General features: G+C 73.3%; 16 protein-coding genes. 5 read left to right on the top strand and 11 right to left on the bottom strand.

Going from position 1 to position 18,804, the window contains the following annotated elements:
• Positions 1-101 precede the first annotated feature (101 nt).
• The 3 genes from ACWCPM_RS11465 to zapE form a co-directional block, all read right to left on the bottom strand.
• Positions 102-1,556, bottom strand: coding sequence for a SulP family inorganic anion transporter (locus tag ACWCPM_RS11465; RefSeq protein ID WP_450975919.1), 1,455 nt, complete (start codon positions 1,554-1,556; stop codon positions 102-104).
• Positions 1,557-1,564: 8 nt separating this feature from the next.
• Positions 1,565-2,146 (bottom strand): carbonic anhydrase, encoded by a 582-nt coding sequence (locus ACWCPM_RS11460; RefSeq protein WP_450975918.1) that lies wholly within the window; start codon positions 2,144-2,146, stop codon positions 1,565-1,567.
• A 597-nt stretch (positions 2,147-2,743) separates the two neighbouring features.
• Positions 2,744-3,844 carry a cell division protein ZapE gene (zapE, locus tag ACWCPM_RS11455; protein WP_450975917.1) on the bottom strand — a complete coding sequence of 367 codons (1,101 nt, stop codon included), beginning with the start codon at positions 3,842-3,844 and terminating at the stop codon, positions 2,744-2,746.
• 171 nt (positions 3,845-4,015) lie between these two features.
• Between zapE and ACWCPM_RS11450 the strand changes: the two genes are divergently transcribed.
• From ACWCPM_RS11450 to ACWCPM_RS11430, 5 genes are all read left to right on the top strand, one after another.
• On the top strand, positions 4,016-4,810 hold the full coding sequence (locus ACWCPM_RS11450; RefSeq protein WP_450975916.1) for a pyrimidine reductase family protein: 795 nt from the start codon (positions 4,016-4,018) through the stop codon (positions 4,808-4,810).
• A 152-nt stretch (positions 4,811-4,962) separates the two neighbouring features.
• The gene (locus ACWCPM_RS11445) at positions 4,963-5,436 is read left to right on the top strand and encodes an indole-3-glycerol phosphate synthase (RefSeq protein WP_450975915.1); all 474 of its coding nucleotides are present in this window, start codon (positions 4,963-4,965) and stop codon (positions 5,434-5,436) included.
• 177 nt (positions 5,437-5,613) lie between these two features.
• Positions 5,614-7,005, top strand: coding sequence for a UDP-N-acetylmuramate--L-alanine ligase (gene murC, locus ACWCPM_RS11440; RefSeq protein ID WP_450975914.1), 1,392 nt, complete (start codon positions 5,614-5,616; stop codon positions 7,003-7,005).
• 15 nt (positions 7,006-7,020) lie between these two features.
• Positions 7,021-7,434, top strand: coding sequence for a peptide-methionine (R)-S-oxide reductase MsrB (gene msrB / locus ACWCPM_RS11435; RefSeq protein ID WP_450975913.1), 414 nt, complete (start codon positions 7,021-7,023; stop codon positions 7,432-7,434).
• A 302-nt stretch (positions 7,435-7,736) separates the two neighbouring features.
• On the top strand, positions 7,737-9,092 hold the full coding sequence (locus tag ACWCPM_RS11430; protein WP_450975973.1) for an FAD-dependent oxidoreductase: 1,356 nt from the start codon (positions 7,737-7,739) through the stop codon (positions 9,090-9,092).
• Between the two features lie 5 nt (positions 9,093-9,097).
• On the opposite strand, the gene meaB is transcribed toward ACWCPM_RS11430, so the two are convergent.
• The 8 genes from meaB to ACWCPM_RS11390 all read right to left on the bottom strand — a co-directional run bounded on the left by meaB (position 9,098) and on the right by ACWCPM_RS11390 (position 18,796).
• Positions 9,098-10,093: a methylmalonyl Co-A mutase-associated GTPase MeaB gene (gene meaB / locus ACWCPM_RS11425; RefSeq protein ID WP_450975912.1), complete on the bottom strand. Its 996-nt coding sequence runs from the start codon at positions 10,091-10,093 to the stop codon at positions 9,098-9,100.
• Positions 10,090-12,264 (bottom strand): methylmalonyl-CoA mutase, encoded by a 2,175-nt coding sequence (scpA, locus tag ACWCPM_RS11420; RefSeq protein WP_450975911.1) that lies wholly within the window; start codon positions 12,262-12,264, stop codon positions 10,090-10,092. The genes meaB and scpA overlap by 4 nt, the downstream gene beginning before the upstream one ends.
• Entirely contained in the window at positions 12,264-14,066 is a 1,803-nt protein-coding gene (locus ACWCPM_RS11415) for a methylmalonyl-CoA mutase family protein (protein WP_450975910.1), read from the bottom strand. The genes scpA and ACWCPM_RS11415 overlap by 1 nt, the downstream gene beginning before the upstream one ends.
• Before the next feature lie 119 nt (positions 14,067-14,185).
• Positions 14,186-14,917 (bottom strand): GntR family transcriptional regulator, encoded by a 732-nt coding sequence (locus tag ACWCPM_RS11410; RefSeq protein ID WP_450975909.1) that lies wholly within the window; start codon positions 14,915-14,917, stop codon positions 14,186-14,188.
• Positions 14,918-14,964: 47 nt separating this feature from the next.
• The gene (locus tag ACWCPM_RS11405) at positions 14,965-15,966 is read right to left on the bottom strand and encodes a proline racemase family protein (RefSeq protein WP_450975908.1); all 1,002 of its coding nucleotides are present in this window, start codon (positions 15,964-15,966) and stop codon (positions 14,965-14,967) included.
• A 209-nt stretch (positions 15,967-16,175) separates the two neighbouring features.
• Complete coding sequence (locus ACWCPM_RS11400; protein ID WP_450975907.1) at positions 16,176-17,072, bottom strand: dihydrodipicolinate synthase family protein; 897 nt, start codon at positions 17,070-17,072, stop codon at positions 16,176-16,178.
• Positions 17,062-18,504 carry an FAD-dependent oxidoreductase gene (locus tag ACWCPM_RS11395; RefSeq protein WP_450975906.1) on the bottom strand — a complete coding sequence of 481 codons (1,443 nt, stop codon included), beginning with the start codon at positions 18,502-18,504 and terminating at the stop codon, positions 17,062-17,064. Before ACWCPM_RS11395 ends, ACWCPM_RS11400 begins: the two co-directional genes overlap by 11 nt.
• Complete coding sequence (locus ACWCPM_RS11390; protein ID WP_450975905.1) at positions 18,497-18,796, bottom strand: (2Fe-2S)-binding protein; 300 nt, start codon at positions 18,794-18,796, stop codon at positions 18,497-18,499. The genes ACWCPM_RS11395 and ACWCPM_RS11390 overlap by 8 nt, the downstream gene beginning before the upstream one ends.
• Positions 18,797-18,804 lie beyond the last annotated feature (8 nt).

Here is an 18,804-nt window from a genome sequence, read left to right as displayed (position 1 = left end):
TCCTCGCCCGAGGCCCTTCCGTCCCTTTCTGTAACGATATGCCCGGTGTCCGGTCCGGGGCCACGGGGGCTCCGGACCGGACACCGGGGTCGCCGAGCCGGTCAGGGTATGGTCACCTTCACCGGGTCCGTGCCCGATGCGCTGTGCCGTTCGGCCCAGCTCTCCAGCGCCGTACGGCAGGCGTGGTCGAGGTGGTGGAGTCCGGACAGGTCCAGCTCGACGGGACGGTCCTGGGGGAGGGACTCCAGGCTGTCGAGGATCTTGGGCAGCCGCAGGAAGGTCGCGTTGCCCGACAGGTGCGCCTGGACCGGCCCGGCACCCTTGTCCATGACCTCCAGCTTCACGTGCGAGGCCTCCCAGGCGGTCTTGACGACCGACAGGGCGAGACCGATCAGGACGCCCTCGAACATGTTCACGCCGACGATGGCGATCGCGGTGGCGACGAGGATCAGCGCCTCGCCCCGATGGTCGCGCCACAGCGTCACGAGCTGCCGGAACGGGATCAGCTTCCAGCCCGCGTGGACCAGGATGCCCGCCAGCGCGGGCAGCGGGATCAGTGCCAGCACCGAGGGCAGCAGGGTGGCGAACAGCAGCAGCCAGACGCCGTGCAGCACCCGCGACGCCTTGGTCCGCGCGCCCGCCTGGACATTGGCGGAGCTGCGCACGATGACCGCGGTCATCGGCAGGGCGCCGAGCACGCCGCAGACCGTGTTGCCGGCGCCCTGGGCCATCAGTTCCTTGTCGTAGCGGGTGCGCGGACCGTCGTGCAGCCGGTCCACGGCCGCCGCGCTGAACAGGCTCTCCGCGGAGGCGATCAGTGTGAAGGCCAGGACGGTGCCGATGACCGCAGGGCTCGCCAGCTCGGCGAAGGCGCCAGCCCCGGGCGGATGGATCGAGTCGATCAGGCCGTTCACCTCGACGGTGTCGACCGGGAGGCCGAAGGCGGCGGTGGCCAGCGTGGCCAGGGCCACCGCCGCGAGGGCGCCGGGCACCGCGCGCAGCTTCTCCGGCATCCGCCGCCACACCACGATGACGGCGATGGTCGCCGCTCCCATCGCCACGGAGGCCAGCGCCGTGGTGCTGCCGACGGCCGCGACGACCGCCTCCGGCAGCCCGACGATCTTGTCGATGCCGGACGTGGGGGCCCTCGTGCCGCCCGCCGCGTACAACTGTCCCGCGATGATCACGAGACCGATGCCGGCCAGCATGCCCTCGACGACCGAGACCGAGATCGCCCGGAACCAGCGCCCCAGCCGCAGGGCGCCCATCGCGAGCTGGAGCAGACCGGCCGCGAGGACGAGCACCCCGAGCACGGGCAGCCCGAACTCGACGACCGCCTCGTGGACCAGCACGGTCATGCCCGCCGCCGGGCCGGACACCTGGAGGCTGCTGCCGGGCAGCAGACCGGTGACGATGCCGCCGACGATCCCGGTGACCAGGCCGAGTTCGGCCGGGGCGCCGGAGGCGACGGCCACGCCGACGCACAGCGGCACGGCGACGAGGAAGACGACGACGGAGGCCGCGAAGTCCTGCCTGAGGTACGGGTACCTGGCCATGGCGGGACTCACAACGACTCGAACGTCCCGGATCCGACGCGGTGTTCACGCACGACGCCGGTGTGCACCTCGTAGTACCAGCCGCGCAGCCGCAGCCGGCCGTCCGCCAGCCGCTGTTCGACGCACGGGTACGAGCGCAGCCGGGAGAGCTGGGCGAGGACGTGGCCCCGCACCGCCTCGGCGACCGCCGGGTCCGCCGGATCGGCGGCCTCGGGCCGGTCGGCTGCGTGCGCGAGCCAGTCCCGCACGGCCGGCACGGCGTCGAGGTCGTCGCCGCGCACCAGCGCGCCGACGGCTCCGCAGTGCGAGTGGCCGCAGACCACGACGTCCCGGACGCCGAGCACCTCCACCGCGTACTCGATGGTGGCCGCCTCACCGGTGGGGCGGTCGGAGGTGTACGGGGGAACGATGTTGCCCGCGGTGCGCAGCTCGAACAGCTGTCCGGGGCGGGCGCCGGTGATCAGGGCGGGAACGACCCTGGAGTCGGAGCAGGTGATGAACAGGACGTCCGGGGACTGTCCCTGAGCCAGCTGGGCGAATTCCTCGGGGCGCTGTCCGTGTGTGCGGGCGTTGTCGATGAGGGGCTGCATGACGTGGTGATTCCTCCTGGCGCGCGGTGGGGGCGCGTCGGACGTGCATGACAGGGGGTGTGGGGGACCGCTCCGCTCCGGGTGGGCGCTTGCGGCGGTCGACCTCGACGGCCGTTCTCGGTGGCCGACTTCGGCGGGCGACCTCAGTGGCCGAGGACCTGGAACGTTCTCGAAGAGCGGGCGGTCGAGGCTCTCGACACCTGGTCGTACGCGGCACGGGGCACAACCGCGTCGGCTGCGGCCCCCTCGCGTATGCGCTCACCGGAGCGCGTCGCCCCGCGCCGACCCTTGGCCTCGACTTGACGGGCCGTGTGCACGGCTGCGAACGCGGGGGAAGGAGCGAAGAGCGGAGGGGCCCACAGGGCCGCCGCGGGGGCCGTGAACATGGTCCGGACCGTCCTGCCTCGGAACATGAGCCTCCCTCCGGTCGGTCACACCTCTAGCACGCACCAACGGTTGGTCAACAGCTGGTCAAGAAAGACATTAACCCTGCAAAGTTGTTTGCAGGGTCAACTTGGCGTTCCGAGCCGAAGAGAGCCTCAAAAATGAGGTTGAGCTGGCGTGATCCGTCCCTCGGACGCCCGCGACGGCGTGGCGTCACCGGCCCTCGGTGAGTCGCTGGGCGTCCCGCGCCAGCGCCGTGAGCCGCGAGATGGCCCGGAAGTACTTCTTGCGGTAGCCGCCCTTCAGCATCTCCTCGCCGAACAGCTGGTCGAAGGGCAACCCCGAGGCCAGTACGGGCACTTCGCGGTCGTAGAGCCGGTCCGCGAGCACCACGAGCCGTAGCGCCGTCGACTGGTCGGGTACGGGCCGCACGTCCGTCAGACATACCGCCGTGAGGCCGTCCGTCAGCGCGCCGTACCGGCTCGGGTGGACGCGGGCGAGGTGGTCGAGCAGCCGCGGGAACGCGTCGAGGGAGGCCCGCTCGGTGGCCTGCGCCGCCCGGGTCACCTGCTCGTCGGTGAAGGGTGCGGGCGCCTGCGGCAGGCCGCGGTGGCGGTAGTCCTCGCCGTCGATGCGCACGGCGCGGAAGTGTGCGGACAGGCCCTGGATCTCGCGCAGGAAGTCGGCCGCCGCGAATCTGCCCTCACCGAGCTTGCCCGGCAGGGTGTTCGAGGTGGCGGCGAGCGCGACGCCCGCGTCGACCAGCTTGCCGAGCAGGGTGGAGACGAGGACGGTGTCGCCGGGGTCGTCCAGCTCGAACTCGTCGATGCACAGCAGGCGGTGGCCGGAGAGCGTCCGGACGGTCTGCTGGAAGCCGAGGGCGCCGACCAGGTTGGTCAGCTCCACGAACGTGCCGAACGCCTTGCGGGCGGGTTCGGCGGGGGTCGCGTGCCAGAGGGAGGCGAGGAGGTGGGTCTTGCCCACGCCGTAGCCGCCGTCGAGGTAGACACCGCGGGGCCCGGCGGGGGCCTTCGGCGCCTTGTTCCTGCCGAGACCGAGGAATCCCCGCCTGCCGGAGTCCGGCGCCGCGCCGAGGCCGGCCGCGAAGCCCTCCAGGACCCCTACCGCCTCGGTCTGGCTCGGCCGGTCCGGGTCCGGGACGTATGTGCTGAAGCGCACCGAGTCGAAGCGGGGCGGAGGCACCATCTCGGCCACCAGGCGGTCCGCGGGGACGTGCGGCTCTCGCGTGCAGAGGGAGAGGGGGGCGGCTTCGGCGGCTATCGGGCTTCGGCCGGCGGCGGGGGAGGAGGACACGCTTACCCATGCTAGTGCCGCGTCAGCCAAGGTTTGCCCGTGAGGAGCGGGGTCCGGAACGTCCTCGCGGCGCGCCGGGCGTCGCGACGGGGCGGACCTCGGCCGACGCGGCGCCAAAGGGTCGTCCTGGCGCCCCGGACGGTTCGCCGTCCGCGTGGAACACTGCACCGCATGCGACGCCTCTTTCCCGTGACCGACCCTGTGACCGACGCGACAGCGGACCGGGCCGACCGCGAGTGGGATCTCGCGGAGCTGGCGCGGGCCTACGCCTACCCCGAGCCGGGGGCCGAGCCGGGAGAGCCGGTCGCCTGGCTGCGGGCCAACATGGTCTCCACGCTCGACGGAGCCGCCCAGCACGACGGGAAGTCGCAGCCCCTCTCCAACGCGACCGACATGCGGATCTTCGGCACGCTGCGGGCGCTCGCGGACGTCGTGCTGGTCGGTGCGGAGACCGTCCGCCAGGAGGGGTACCGCCCGGCACGCGCGCGTGCGGAGTTCACGGCGGCGCGCGAGGCGGCGGGGCAGGCGCCCGTACCCGCGATCGCGGTCGTCAGCGCGGGCCTGGACCTCGACTTCTCGCTGCCCCTGTTCACCTCGCCCCTGGTGCCCACGCTGATCCTCACGGGCGCGGCGGCCGCCCCCGACCGGGTGGCCGCCGCCGGGAAGGCCGGCGCGCGGGTGGTGATCGCCGGGGACGGCGCCAGCGTGGAGCCCGCACGGGCCGTACGGGCGCTCGCCGGGCTCGGCCACACCCGGCTGCTCACCGAGGGCGGGCCGCGGCTGCTGGGGCAGCTGGTGGCGGCGGGGGTGCTCGACGAGCTGTGCCTGACCGTCTCCCCGATGCTCTCGGCCGGGGGTGCGCAGCGGATCGCCGGAGGGCCCGCCGTGGCGGTCCCGCAGCGGTTCGAACTGGCGTCCTTGCTGGAAGAGGCCGGTTTTCTCTTCACCCGTTACCGTCGGTCATGAGATCTGCGGAACATTCCGTTCCGCTTGACTCTCGACGGGCACACTAGGACTCGCACTACCCGTGCGATCACGGGGCAGGATGGTTTCCTCAGGGCCGCAAGGCCGACGGAGGACGGAGGGCCCACCGGCTCTCCGAGGAGAAGGGGCGCCTGGTGTTCACAAGCGTTTTGATGATCGAGAAGGCCCTGACGTCCGCCGACGTGGAGTTCGTCACCACCCTGCACGGGGACGAACCGGTCACCTTCCATGTGCTGCTCCAGCCGCGCGGCGAACAGGCGGACCGGCTGCTGCGCGCCATCGACGACCTCGCGCTGGGGGAACTCGACGAGGCGGCGCGCGAAGGGGAGACGCCGGAGGGCGAGGCGGCCAAGAGCGAGGGTCAGCGGGCGCTGAACGTGTCCCTGCAGGCGCTGAGAGCCTCCGGCAGTTCGGCGGAGGGCCGGTTCGTCGACGACCATCCGCTGGAAGCGCTCAAGAGCGTGGTGGAGGAGGTCGGGGCCGACGAGGTGATCGTGCTGACGGATCCCCACTACGTGGAGGAGTTCTTCCACCGTGACTGGGCCTCCCGGGCCCGGCACAAGGTGGGGGTGCCGGTGCTGAAGCTGTTCTCGCACAGCAAGGCGTAGGGCGGCTGTCCCGGAGGCCGGCGCGCGGGTCGGCCGTGGCCGGCCCGCGCGGTTCCCGGCGCCCCGGGCGTGCGGCCGACGCCCCTTGCGGGGCATCCCGTGCCGGACGGAATAGGCTGGGCCCGCGCCTCCCCGCCGGGGCGCGCCGACCTCGTTCCAGATCTTGGGAGAACGCACATGGCACCCGGCCTTCCTGCCGCCATGGACCGACCGCACTTCATCGGCATCGGTGGGGCGGGAATGTCCGGTATCGCCAAGATTCTGGCGCAGCGGGGGGCCAAGGTGGCCGGCAGCGACGCCAAGGAGTCCGAGACCGTCGCGGCGCTGCGTGCACTGGGCGCCACCGTGCACATCGGGCACGCGGCGGCACACCTCGCCGACGACGCCAGCTGTGTCGTGGTGTCGTCCGCGATCCGGTCCGACAACCCGGAGCTGGCCCGCGCGGCCGAACTGGGCGTCCCGGTGGTGCACCGGTCCGACGCGCTCGCGGCCCTGATGGACGGCCTGCGGCCGATCGCCGTCGCCGGAACGCACGGCAAGACCACGACCACCTCCATGCTGGCCGTCTCCCTGTCCGCGCTCGGGCTGCGGCCGTCGTACGCGATCGGCGGGGACCTGGACGCGCCCGGCTCCAACGCGCTGCACGGCGACGGCGACATCTTCGTCGCCGAGGCGGACGAAAGCGACCGCAGCTTCCACAAGTACGCGCCCGAGGTCGCGATCGTGCTCAACGTCGAGCTCGACCACCACGCCAACTACGCGTCGATGGACGAGATCCACGAGTCCTTCGACACCTTCGCCGGCCGGATCGTGCCCGGCGGCACGCTGGTGGTCTCCGCGGACCAGGAGGGCGCGCGGGAGCTGACCCGGCGGGTCGCGGCATCGGGCGTGAACGTCGTGACGTACGGCTCGGCGGACGACGCCGACGTACGGGTGCTGTCGGTCGTGCCGCAGGGCCTGAAGAGCGAGGTCACCGTCCTGCTGGAGGGCCGGGAGCTGACCTTCGCGGTCTCCGTGCCCGGCCGGCACTACGCCCACAACGCGGTCGCCGCCCTTGTAGCCGGCGTCGCCCTCGGCATCCCGGCGGCGGAGCTGGCGCCCGCGCTGGCCGCCTACACCGGGGTGAAGCGACGCCTGCAGCTGAAGGGCGAGGCCGCCGGTGTGCAGGTGATCGACTCCTACGCGCACCACCCGACCGAGATGACCGCGGACCTGGAGGCCATGCGGGCGGCGGCCGGCGACGCGCGGATCCTGGTGGTCTTCCAGCCGCACCTGTTCTCGCGCACGCAGGAGCTGGGCAAGGAGATGGGCCAGGCCCTGACCCTCGCGGACGCCTCCGTGGTGCTGGACATCTACCCGGCCCGTGAGGACCCGGTCCCGGGTGTCACCAGCGAGCTGATCATCGAGGCGGCCCGGGCCGCGGGCGCCGTCGTGACGGCCGTGCACGACAAGGACGAGGTGCCCGAGGTGGTGGCGGGAATGTCCGGTAGGGGCGATCTGGTTCTCACCATGGGCGCGGGCGACGTCACCGACCTCGGACCGCGCATCTTGGACCGCCTGTCGAAGTAAGGGGCTGAAACACCCATGTCGTACGACGTCGAGAAGCCGGACGAGCAGTGGCGCGTGGAACTGACGCCGGCCGAGTACGCCGTGCTGCGCCAGGCCGCGACGGAACCAGCGTTCACCGGTGAGTACACCGACACCAAGACCAAGGGCGTGTACTCGTGCCGCGCCTGCGATGCCGAGCTGTTCACCTCCACCACCAAGTTCGAGTCGCACTGCGGCTGGCCGTCCTTCTACGACCCCAAGGACAGCGACGCGGTGCAGCTCGTGCAGGACCGCTCGCACGGCATGGTGCGCACCGAGGTGCTCTGTGCGCGCTGCGGGTCGCATCTCGGACACGTGTTCGACGGCGAGGGGTATGCCACGCCGACGGACCAGCGGTACTGCATCAACAGCATCTCGCTGCGGCTGGCTCCGGACGACGAACAGCCGTAGCCGGACCGGCGCGCTCCGGTGTCACGCCGGGGCTCCCGTAGGCGATTCCCGATCCCGCTCGGCCATCCTCCGGATGACGCCGGGCGGGATCGTCACGTTCCGGGCGGCGTCCTCGGCTGACGCCGGACGAGGGCCGGCGGGGGATTCGCGGGTAATCGTAAAACGGCCGGAACTCGGTCAAGCCGCCCTGCCGGGCGCGATACTGGTGTCTTCTCATGACGGGAGACCAGGTGAGCGGATCGGTGGACTCTTCAGGAGGGACGCGCCGTGACGGCGGTCCGGGCGGGCGGCACGCGGTCGTCGTGGGCGGGAGCCTCGCGGGGCTGCTCGCGGCGCACGTCCTGGCCGGGCACGCCGACCGGGTGACCGTCGTCGAGCGCGACCGGTTCCCGGACGGCGCGAAGGCCCGGCCCGGCGTACCGCAGGGGCGGCATCCGCATGTCCTCCTGGAGGGAGGGCAGATGGCCCTGGAGTCCCTGCTGCCGGGCTTCCTGGCGGAGCTGCGGGCGGCGGGGGCGCCGCGCGTGGGCATGCCGTCCGACCTGGTGCTGTGGCAGGACGGCCGCTGGTTCCGCCGCTCGCCCGCGACGACTCACATCTACACCGGGTCCCGCGCGCAGCTGGAGGAGCTCGTACGGGGACGGGTTCTCGCCAATCCGGTGATCAGCGTGGTGGAGGGGGCCGAGGCCGTCGGGCTCCTCGGCGACGCCCGGCGCGTGGGCGGCGTGCTGCTGCGGGACCGCTCCGGTGACGCCCGCGCGGAGCCCCGGCCCCTGGAGGCGGACCTCGTCGTCGACGCGTCCGGCAGTGGCACCAAGGCCGGGCAGTGGCTCGCGGCGATCGGCGCCGAGGCCCCGTCCGAGGAGACCATCGACACCGGGCTCGCCTACGCCTCCCGCGTCTACCGCGGCAAGAGCGGCGTCCTCGACGGCGAGACCCTCGGCTACTACGTCTATCCCGCGCCCGACCAGGTCCACGCCGGCGGTGCGCTGCCCCTGGAGGACGGCAGTCACCTGGTCATCGTCTCGGGGCTGCGCGGCGACGAACCGCCCACGGGGGAGCACGAGTTCGTGACGTACACCAAGAGGCTTCCGCATCCCCTCCTGCACCGGTGGCTGGACGACGCCGAGCCGCTCTCCCCGGCCTTCGGCTACCGGCGGACCGCGAACGTCCGCCGCCGCTACGACCTGCCGGGACGACGTCCGGCCGGATTCCTCGCGACCGGCGACGCCCTGTGCACCTTCAACCCGATCTACGGGCAGGGCATGGCCGTCGCCGCGATGAGTGCGGTGGCCCTGCGCGACGCGCTGTCCGATCCGCGGCTGACGCCCACGACGCGGCGCGTGCACCGGGCGCTCCTTGCGGCGTCCCGGCAGGCGTGGGACATCTCCGCCGGGGCGGACCGCGCGATGCCGGGCGCCGTCGGCAACGCGGTGGCGGGCGGGCCCGCGGACCGCGTCGCCGGCTGGTACCTGGGCCGGGTCCAGGAGCGAGCCCCCGGCGACCCTTCCGTGGGGCGCGCGTTCCGCTCCGTGCTGACTCTGTCCGCGCCCGTCACCACCCTGTTCGCCCCGCCCGTGGCCAGGGCCGTGCTCTTCGGCCCGCCCGCCCCCTCGCCCACCGAGCCGCCGGCGGATCCGGAGGGCCCGGGGGCCTGAGCGGGTCAGCCCGCCGGCCGGTCGTCCTTCTCCGTGAACGCCCCGAGGAGCCGTTCCGCGGCCATGGTCGCCGTCACCTCGCCGTCGCGGACCTGACGCTCCAGGTCCGGGGCGAGCGCGCGTACGGCCGGGTGGGCGTGCAGCCGGTCCAGCAGTTCGTCACGGACCATCGTCCAGGTCCAGTCGACCTGCTGGTCACGGCGTTTGGCGGTCAGCCGGCCGGTGGTCCCCAGCAGTGAGCGGTGCGCTTCGAGGCGCTCCCAGACGGTGTCCAGACCGGTCGACTCGCGGGCGCTGCAGTGCAGTACGGGCGGTGTCCAGAAGGCGTCCTTGCCGTGCATCAGCCGCAGGGCGCCCGACAGCTCACGGGCGGCCGACCGGGCGTCACGCTCGTGCGGGCCGTCCGCCTTGTTGACGGCGAGCACGTCGGCCAGCTCCAGGACGCCCTTCTTGATGCCCTGCAGCTGGTCCCCGGTGCGGGCGAGGGTCAGCAGCAGGAACGAGTCGACCATGTCGGCGACGGCGGTCTCGGACTGACCCACGCCGACGGTCTCGACGAGCACCACGTCGTAGCCGGCCGCCTCCATCACCACGATCGACTCCCGGGTCGCCTTGGTGACGCCGCCGAGGGTGCCCGCCGTGGGGGAGGGGCGCACGAAGGCCGCGGGGTCCACGGCCAGCCGTTCCATCCGCGTCTTGTCGCCGAGGATGGAACCGCCGGTCCGGCTCGACGACGGGTCGACGGCGAGCACGGCGACCCGGTGGCCGAGGCCGGTGAGCATCGTGCCGAACGCGTCGATGAACGTCGACTTGCCGACCCCCGGCACCCCGCTGACGCCGATCCGCCGCGCCTTCCCGCTGTGCGGCAGCAGCTCGGTCAGCAGCCGCTGGGCCGCCTCCCGGTGCTGCGGGCGGGTGGACTCGACGAGCGTGATCGCGCGTGCCACGACCGCCCGCTTCCCGTCGAGCACACCCTTCACATACGCGTCGACGTCGGTCACAGTTCGTGCCCGAGACCGGCGGCCAGCCGCTCCACCAGGTCGTGGGCCGCGTCCGGGATCACCGTCCCGGGCGGGAACACGGCCGCGGCGCCCATCTCCAGCAGGGTCGGCACGTCCTGCGGCGGGATCACCCCGCCGACGATGATCATGATGTCCTCGCGGCCCTCCTCGGCCAGCTGCTCGCGCAGGGCCGGTACGAGGGTGAGGTGCCCGGCCGCCAGGGAGGACACCCCGACGACGTGCACGTCCGCCTCGACCGCCTGGCGGGCGACCTCGGCGGGCGTCTGGAACAGCGGGCCGACGTCGACGTCGAAGCCGAGGTCCGCGAAGGCGGTGGAGATCACCTTCTGGCCGCGGTCGTGGCCGTCCTGGCCCATCTTGGCGACCAGGATGCGCGGGCGGCGGCCCTCCGCCTGCGCGAAGGCGTCGACGAGGACGCGGGTGCGGTCGATGGTCGGGGACTCGCCGGCTTCGTTGCGGTACACGCCGGAGATCGTACGGATCTGACTCGCGTGCCGCCCGTACACCTTCTCCAGGGCGTCCGAGATCTCGCCGACGGTCGCCTTGGCGCGGGCCGCGCGCACGGCCAGCTCCAGCAGGTTGCCGTCGCCGCCCGCGGCGCGGGTCAGCGCGTCCAGCGCGTCCCGGCAGGCCCTCTCGTCACGCTCCGCGCGCAGTCGGCGCAGTTTCTCGATCTGCTGGGCGCGCACCGAGGAGTTGTCGACCTTGAGCACCTCGATCTGCTCGTCGGTCTCGACCCGGTACTTGTTGACGCCGATCACCGGCTGCCGGCCGGAGTCGATGCGGGCCTGCGTGCGGGCCGCCGCCTCCTCCACGCGCAGCTTCGGGATGCCGGCGTCGATGGCCTGCGCCATGCCGCCCGCCTGCTCGACCTCCTGGATGTGCTGCCAGGCGCGGCGCGCGAGGTCGTACGTCAGCTTCTCGACGTAGGCGCTGCCGCCCCACGGGTCGATGACGCGGGTGGTGCCGGACTCCTGCTGGATGAGCAGCTGCGTGTTGCGGGCGATGCGCGCCGAGAAGTCGGTGGGCAGCGCGAGGGCCTCGTCGAGCGCGTTGGTGTGCAGCGACTGGGTGTGGCCCTGCGTGGCGGCCATCGCCTCCACGCAGGTACGCGTGACGTTGTTGAACACGTCCTGGGCGGTCAGCGACCAGCCGGAGGTCTGCGAATGCGTGCGCAGGGAGAGGGACTTGCTGTTCTGCGGATCGAACTGCCGCACCAGCCTCGCCCACAGCAGGCGGGCCGCGCGCAGCTTGGCGACCTCCATGAAGAAGTTCATCCCGATCGCCCAGAAGAACGACAGCCGCGGTGCGAACGCGTCGACGTCCAGGCCCGCTTCACGACCCGCGCGGATGTACTCGACGCCGTCCGCGAGGGTGTAGGCCAGCTCCAGGTCGGCCGTCGCGCCCGCCTCCTGGATGTGGTAGCCGGAGATGGAGATGGAGTTGTAGCGGGGCATCCGCTGCGAGGTGAAGGCGAAGATGTCGGAGATGATCCGCATCGACGGCTTCGGCGGATAGATGTAGGTGTTGCGGACCATGAACTCCTTGAGGATGTCGTTCTGGATGGTCCCCGCGAGTTTCTCGGCCGGTACGCCCTGCTCCTCGGCGGCCACGATGTAGAGGGCCAGCACCGGCAGCACCGCGCCGTTCATCGTCATCGACACGGTCATCCGGTCCAGCGGGATGCCGTCGAAGAGCCGGCGCATGTCGTAGATCGAGTCGATCGCCACGCCCGCCATGCCGACGTCACCGGTCACGCGCGGGTGGTCGCTGTCGTAGCCGCGGTGCGTGGGCAGGTCGAAGGCGACGGACAGGCCCTTCTGACCGGCCGCCAGATTGCGCCGGTAGAAGGCGTTGGACTCCTCGGCGGTGGAGAAGCCCGCGTACTGACGGATGGTCCAGGGCTGGTTGACGTACATCGTCGGGTACGGGCCGCGCAGATACGGCGCGATGCCCGGGTAGGTGTCCAGGAAGTCCAGGCCCTCCAGGTCCTGCCCGGTGTAGAGCGGCTTGACGGCGATGCCCTCCGGGGTCTCCCAGAGCAGGTCGTCACCGCTCGCCGCCTTCTTCACCGCCGTGCGCCACTCGTCGGCGGCGCCGTCGGCCGACGGGGTCCCCAGCTCGATCCCGGAGAAGTCGGGGAAGGACATCAGGACACTCCCATCCGGTCGAGGGTCGCGGTGAGCACGGCGATCGCGTCGCAGCCCGCGAAGACAAAACTGCCGACACCCGCGTACTGTCCCGGCCGTCCGGCGAGGGACACCTGCGTGGCGCCCGCCGCCGTCAGTTCCCGGGCGCGGGCCTCGGCCTGCTCGGCGTAGAGCTCGTCGCTGGAGCAGAGGCAGGCCTCGCTCGCCCCGCTCTCCTCGAACGTGCCCTCCGTGACGGGCTCGATGCCGCCCGCCTGGAAGAGGTTCGCGGCGAAGGTGGCGCGCGCGGTGTGGGCGACGGCCGGGCCGAGGGTGGCCAGGTAGACGCGGGGGCGGGAGCCCGTCGCGGCGAGGTGGGCGTCGGAACGGGAGCGCAGCGCCTCGTACGCGTCGTCGCGGCGCACGCGCGGGAGGCCGCCGGCGGGCGGTTCGGGGGCCGGTTCGCGGACCACCGGCTTCTCGGCCAGGTGCGGGAACTCGCTGACCCCGGTGACGGGTTCACGCCGCTTGGCGAGCTTCGCGCTCCGGGCGGCCCAGGTCTCCGCCAGCCGCTCGCGGACCGCCCCGGAGCGCAGTGCGGCGGCCTGGCCGCCCCCGCGCTCGATGTCGCGGAAGAACTCCCACCCCGCGTGGGCGAGTTCGTCGGTCAGCCGCTCCACGTACCAGGAACCGCCCGCCGGGTCGATCACCCGGGACAGATGCGACTCCTCGATCAGGATCGTGGAGGTGTTGCGGGCGACACGGCGTGCGAACGCGTCCGGCAGACCGAGCGAGTGGTCGAACGGCAGCACGGTCACGGCGTCGGCGCCCCCGACGCCGGCCGCCAGCGTGGCCACCGTGGTGCGCAGCATGTTCACCCACGGGTCGCGACGCGTCATCATCACCGGCGAGGTCACGACGTGCTGGGTCTGGGCTCCCGGACCGCCGCACACCTCGGCGACCCGCGCCCACAGCCTGCGCGCGGCGCGCAGCTTCGCGATCGTCAGGAACTGGTCGGCGGTGGCCGCGTACCGGAACTCCAGCTGCCCGCACGCCTGCTCGATACTCAGACCGGCCTCGGTCAGCTCCCGCAGGTACGTGACACCGGTCGCCAGCGAGCAGCCCAGTTCCTGCGCGGCCGAGCCGCCGGCCTCGTGGTACGGCAGCGCGTCCACGGTGAGCGCCCGCAGCCCCGGGTACTCCTCGGCGCAGCGCCGCGCGAGTCCGGCCACGACCGGGAAGCCGTACGTCTGTCCCGTACGGGCCTCGTATCCGAGCGGGTCGGCGCCCAGGTTGCCGCGCGCCGCCTCGGGGGCGACGCCCCGCTCCTCGTACAGCCGCAGCAACTCCCGCGCCGCGTCCTCGACATCGCGTCCCGCGTCGAGGACGACGGGCGCCAGGTCGAGGTAGACGCCGTCGAGGACCGGGCCGAGCGAGGGCACCGGGATGCCGCCTTCGCCGGTCACCAGCCAGAGGGAGGTGACGCCGTTCTCCAGGTCCGCCAGCACCGAGCCGCCCTCGGCGGTGGCGTGCCGCTGCCGCACGTCCCAGCCGCCGAGGGTGTTCCCCTCGGCTCGGGCGCCGCGTACGAAGGGCGCGAATCCGGGGAGGCCGGGCTCGGGCGCGGAGTCGCGGGCGGTGTACAGCGGGCGGACACGGAGTCCGTCCTCCAGCGTGGTGGCCAGGGCGTCCTCGGCGGCCGCGCCCTCGACGTCCTTGCCCGACTTGCGCAGTACGCCCGCCACAAGGCGTTGCCACTGCTCACGGGTAGCGTCGGAGAACTCGGCGGCCAGGGAAAGCCCGTCGTCGGGCAGGACCGTCATGCTCGGATGCTAGGCCAGTTGAACAAAGGAGCAGCAGAGGGCACGGCTGTGACCTTGCACTCTCCGGGTGAGCCTTGATGAGGTGACGGATTCCGTACTACGCGGCGGTGTGACGCCGTTCACCCGGGTGGCGTGGCCGGGTCCGCCCCGTCCTCGACGGCGGCCGGCCGGTGTGCCGCCGGGTCAGGAGCCGCCCACAGGCCCCGGACATGGCTCAGATGGCGGGTCATCACGGCGTGGACCGACCGCTCGTCACGGGCGAGGAGCGCGTCGAGGAGTTCCAGGTGCTCCTCGGCCGAAGCCCGCAGGCGCCCCTGTTCGGCCAGCGCGGTCAGGCCGTAGAGGCGGGCGCGGCGGCGCAGGTCGCGGACCACCTCGACGAGGTGCTCGTTGCCCGCGAGGGCCAGCAGCCCGAGATGGAAGCGCTGGTCGGCCTCGACGTAGGCGATCAGGTCGCCGGCCGCGGCGGCGGTGACGATCTCCTCGGCCACCGGTCGCAGCGCCGCCAGCGCCACCGGGTCCGCGGTGCGGGCCAGCAGGGCCGTGGTGGGGATCTCGATCAGCGCACGCACCTGTGTGTACTCGTCGAGCTGCCTCTCCGAGACCGCGGTGACCCGGAAGCCCTTGTTGGGGACCGTGTCGACCAGGCCCTCCTTGGCCAGATCCAGCATCGCCTCGCGCACCGGCGTCGCGGAGACCCCGAAGCGGGCGGCGAGCGCGGGCGCCGAGTAGACCTCTCCGGTGCGCAGCTCACCGGCGACGAGCGCGGCCCGCAGGGCGTCGGCGACCCGCTCGCGGTAGCTGCTCCTTCGGCCGCCGAGCGCGGGGAGGCTGGGGGGCGGCGCCGTCATGGGGTGGCTCCTCGGTTTCCGTACGACGTGGTGCCTGACATGTTTCCTCACAGCACGAATCCGGCCGGGAACGGGTCCTCCGGATCCAGCAGGTACTGGGCCGTGCCCGTGATCCACGCCCGCCCGGTGAAGCTCGGCAGCACCGCCGGGAGCCCGGCCACCTCCGTCGTGCCGAGCAGGCGGCCCGTGAAGTGGGTGCCGATGAAGGACTCGTTGACGAACTCGGTGCGCAGCGGCAGTTCACCGCGGGCGTGCAGTTGCGCCATGCGCGCGCTGGTGCCCGTACCGCAGGGGGAGCGGTCGAACCAGCCGGGGTGGATCGCCATCGCGTGCCGCGAGTGCCGGGCGGTGGCGTCCGGGGCGAGCAGGTGGACATGGTGCAGACCGTGGATCGACGGGTCCTCGGGGTGGACCGGCTCCGCCTCGGCGTTGACGGCATCCATGAGCGCCAGGCCCGCCGTGAGGATGTCGTCCTTGCGGGCCCGCTCGAACGGCAGGCCGAACTCCGCCAGCGGCAGGATCGCGTAGAAGTTCCCGCCGTAGGCCAGGTCGTAGGTCACCGTGCGCCCGTCGGCGAGGGTGGCCTTGCGGTCGAGGCCCACGGCGAAGGACGGCACGTTGCGCAGGGTGACGTTCCTGGCCGCGCCGCCCTCGACGGCCACCTCGGCGACCACGAGACCGGCGGGGGTGTCCAGACGGATGGTGGTGACCGGCTCGGTGACCTCGACCATCCCGGTCTCCACGAGCACGGTCGCCACGCCGATGGTGCCGTGCCCGCACATCGGCAGACAGCCGGAGACCTCGATGAAGACGACGCCCCAGTCGCAGTCGGGGCGGGTGGGCGGCTGGAGGACCGCGCCGCTCATCGCGGCGTGCCCGCGCGGCTCGTTCATCAGCAACTGCCGCATGTCGTCGCGGTGTTCACGGAAGTACAGCCGCCGCTCGTTCATGGTCGCGCCGGGTACGGTGCCGATGCCGCCGGTGATCACGCGGGTGGGCATGCCCTCCGTGTGCGAGTCGACGGCGTGCAGGACGAGTCTGCTGCGCATGGCCGGTTCTCCTTGTCCGAAGGTCCGTTTCCGCCGCGGTCTGTTTCCGCCGAGGCTGCTTGCCCGCGGTTTGTTTCCACCGAGGCCGCTTGCCCGAGGTCCGTTTCCGCCGAGGCCGCTTGCCCGAGGTCCGTTTCCGCCGAGGCCGCTTGCCCGAGGTTCGTTTCCACCAAGCCCGCTTGCCCGAGGCCCGTTCCCGCCGAGTTCGCTTACCCGAGGCCCGCGGCGAGGGCCTTCTCCGTCGCCGCCCGCACGGCGGCCTCCTGCTCCGGCGCCAGCGGCACCCGCGGGGGACGGCAGGGGCCGCCGTACCGTCCGGCGATGTCCATCGACAACTTGATGGCCTGCACGAACTCGACGCGCGAGTCCCAGCGCAGCAGCGGATGCAGCTGCCGGTACAGCGGCAGCGCGGTCTCCAGGTCGCCCGACACCGCCGCCCGGTACAGCTCGGCCGAGGCCCTCGGCAGCGCGTTCGGGTACCCGGCCACCCACCCCTTGGCGCCCGCGATCGTCAGCTCCAGCGCGACGTCGTCGGCGCCGATCAGCAGGTCCAGCTCCGGGGCGAGTTCGGCGATGCGGTAGGCGCGCCGGACGTCACCGGAGAACTCCTTCACGCCCTGCACATGCCCTTCCCCGTGCAGCCTCGCGAGCAGTTCGGGAACTAGGTCGACCTTGGTGTCGACCGGGTTGTTGTACGCCACCACCGGCAGGCCCGCCCGGGCGACCTCGGCGTAGTGGGCGAGCACCGCACGCTCGTCGGCGCGGTAGGCGTTGGGCGGCAGCAGCATCACCGCCCCGCAGCCCGCCTCGCCCGCCTGCTCGGTCCAGCGCCGGGCCTCCGCCGCGCCGTAGGCGGCGACCCCGGGCATCACCCGCTCGCCGCCGACCGCGGCGACGGCGGTCTCGACGACCCTGGCGCGCTCCTCGGGGGTGAGCACCTGGTACTCGCCGAGCGAGCCGTTCGGTACGACGCCGTCGCAGCCGTTCGCGACGAGCCAGGAGCAGTGCTCGGCGAACGCGTCGTGGTCGACGCGGAGATCGGCGGTGAGCGGGAGCGCGGTGGCGACGAGGACGCCGTGCCAGGGGCGGTGCCGGTCAGTCGTCATGGGGGTCCTTCCCGTCCGGGGGGTCGAGGGGCGGTGCGGTCTCCGTCGGGGTGTTCCGCCCGGCGAGCACCCCGAGGGGCACCGGGCGGGCGAAGGGGGTGCGGGCCGGGGTCCGGGGGCAGCCGGTGAGCGCGGCGACCGCGGGCCCGCACATCCGGCCCTGGCACCAGCCCATCCCGGCCCGGGTGAGCAGCTTCACGGTCCGCACGTCGCCGGCGCCCAGCCCGGCGACCGCCGCCCGTACGGCGGACGCCGGGACCTCCTCGCAACGGCACACCAGGGTCTCGTCGGTGACCTGCTCGGCCCAGTGGGCCGGCGGGGCGTACACCGCGTCGAGCGTGGCGGAGAACGCGCGCAGCGCCGTCCGGCTCCGTGCCGCCGCCGCCCACGTCCGGGGGTCGGGCCGGCGGCCGGTCAGCCTCGCGGCGGCCGAACGCCCGGCGATGCGCCCTTCGGCGAGCGCGAGGTCGGCGCCGCCGACGCCCGTGGCCTCGCCCGCCGCCCACACACCGGGCACGTCGGTGCGCTGCTCGTCGTCCACGTGCACGGCGACCCCGTCGAGGCGGCAGCCGAGGGCGGCGGCGAGATCGGTGTGCGGCAGCATGCCGTGGCCGACGGCGAGCGCGTCGCAGGCGATACGGCGGTGGGTGCCCGGCCGGACCCGGCCCCCGGCGTCGAGGGCGGCGACCGTCACGGCGTCCAGCCGCCGGTCGCCGTGCGCCTGAACCACCGTGTGGCGGGCCAGCACGGGGACCCGGTGGCGCAGGAGCCGGGCCGCGTGCCCGGCGCCCTCGGCGAGCTTGCCCGGCCGTGCGGCCAGTGCGCGGGAGTGGCGTACGAGGCCGGCCGGGCCGGCGGACTCGACGAGCGCGGCGACCCGCGCGCCCGCCGCTGCCAGCCCGGTCGCCACGGGCAGCAGCAGCGGCCCGGTCCCGGCGACCACGACGGTGCGTCCGGGCAGTACGAGCCCGCCCTTGAGCATGGCCTGCGCGCCGCCCGCGGTGACCACGCCGGGCAGCGTCCAGCCGGGGAAGGGCAGCACCGTCTCGTAGCCTCCGGTGGCGAGGACGACCGCGTCGGCCTCCACCGTCACGCCCTCCTCCTGGAACGGCCCGAGCAGCGCGTGCACCGCCAGACCACCGGAGCGCCGCTCCACGCACCAGACGTGATGGTCCGGCAGATGGGTGACGTCGCCCGTGCCGAGCAGCCGGTCGAGGCCCTCGCGCAGCCGCCGCCAGGTGCGCCGGCGGTGGTGCGGCGCCTGGAGCCGGCGCGCGCCGAGCCCGGCCGCGGGCTGCCGGTAGAACTGGCCGCCCGCGTCGGGGGCCGAGTCGACGAGGGTGACCCGCAGGCCCCCCGCCGCGGCCGCGAGCGCCGCCGCGAGCCCCGCCGGGCCCGCGCCGATCACGGCGAGTCGGGCGGGCTCAGCCATCGTGTCCCGTCCCGTCCTGGGTACGGATCACGTCGCCCGGCCGCGCCGGGACCAGGCACGCGCGCTGGTTGGGGCGGCCGTCCACGGTCACCAGGCAGTCGAAGCAGACCCCGATCCCGCAGAACACCCCGCGCGGCCGTCCGGCACCGCGCGTGGCGCGCCAGGAGGTGACACCGGCCGCCCACAGCGCGGCGGCGAGCGTCTGTCCGGGCAGCGCGTCGATCTCCCTGCCGTCGAAGGTGAGCGTGAAGGCGGGGCCGGGCCGGGCGCCCGCCGACTCCGGTGGATCCATGGGGCGTT

The organism is Streptomyces sp. NPDC002309 (assembly GCF_053593375.1).
This window is presented reverse-complemented; position numbering and strand designations above follow the sequence as displayed.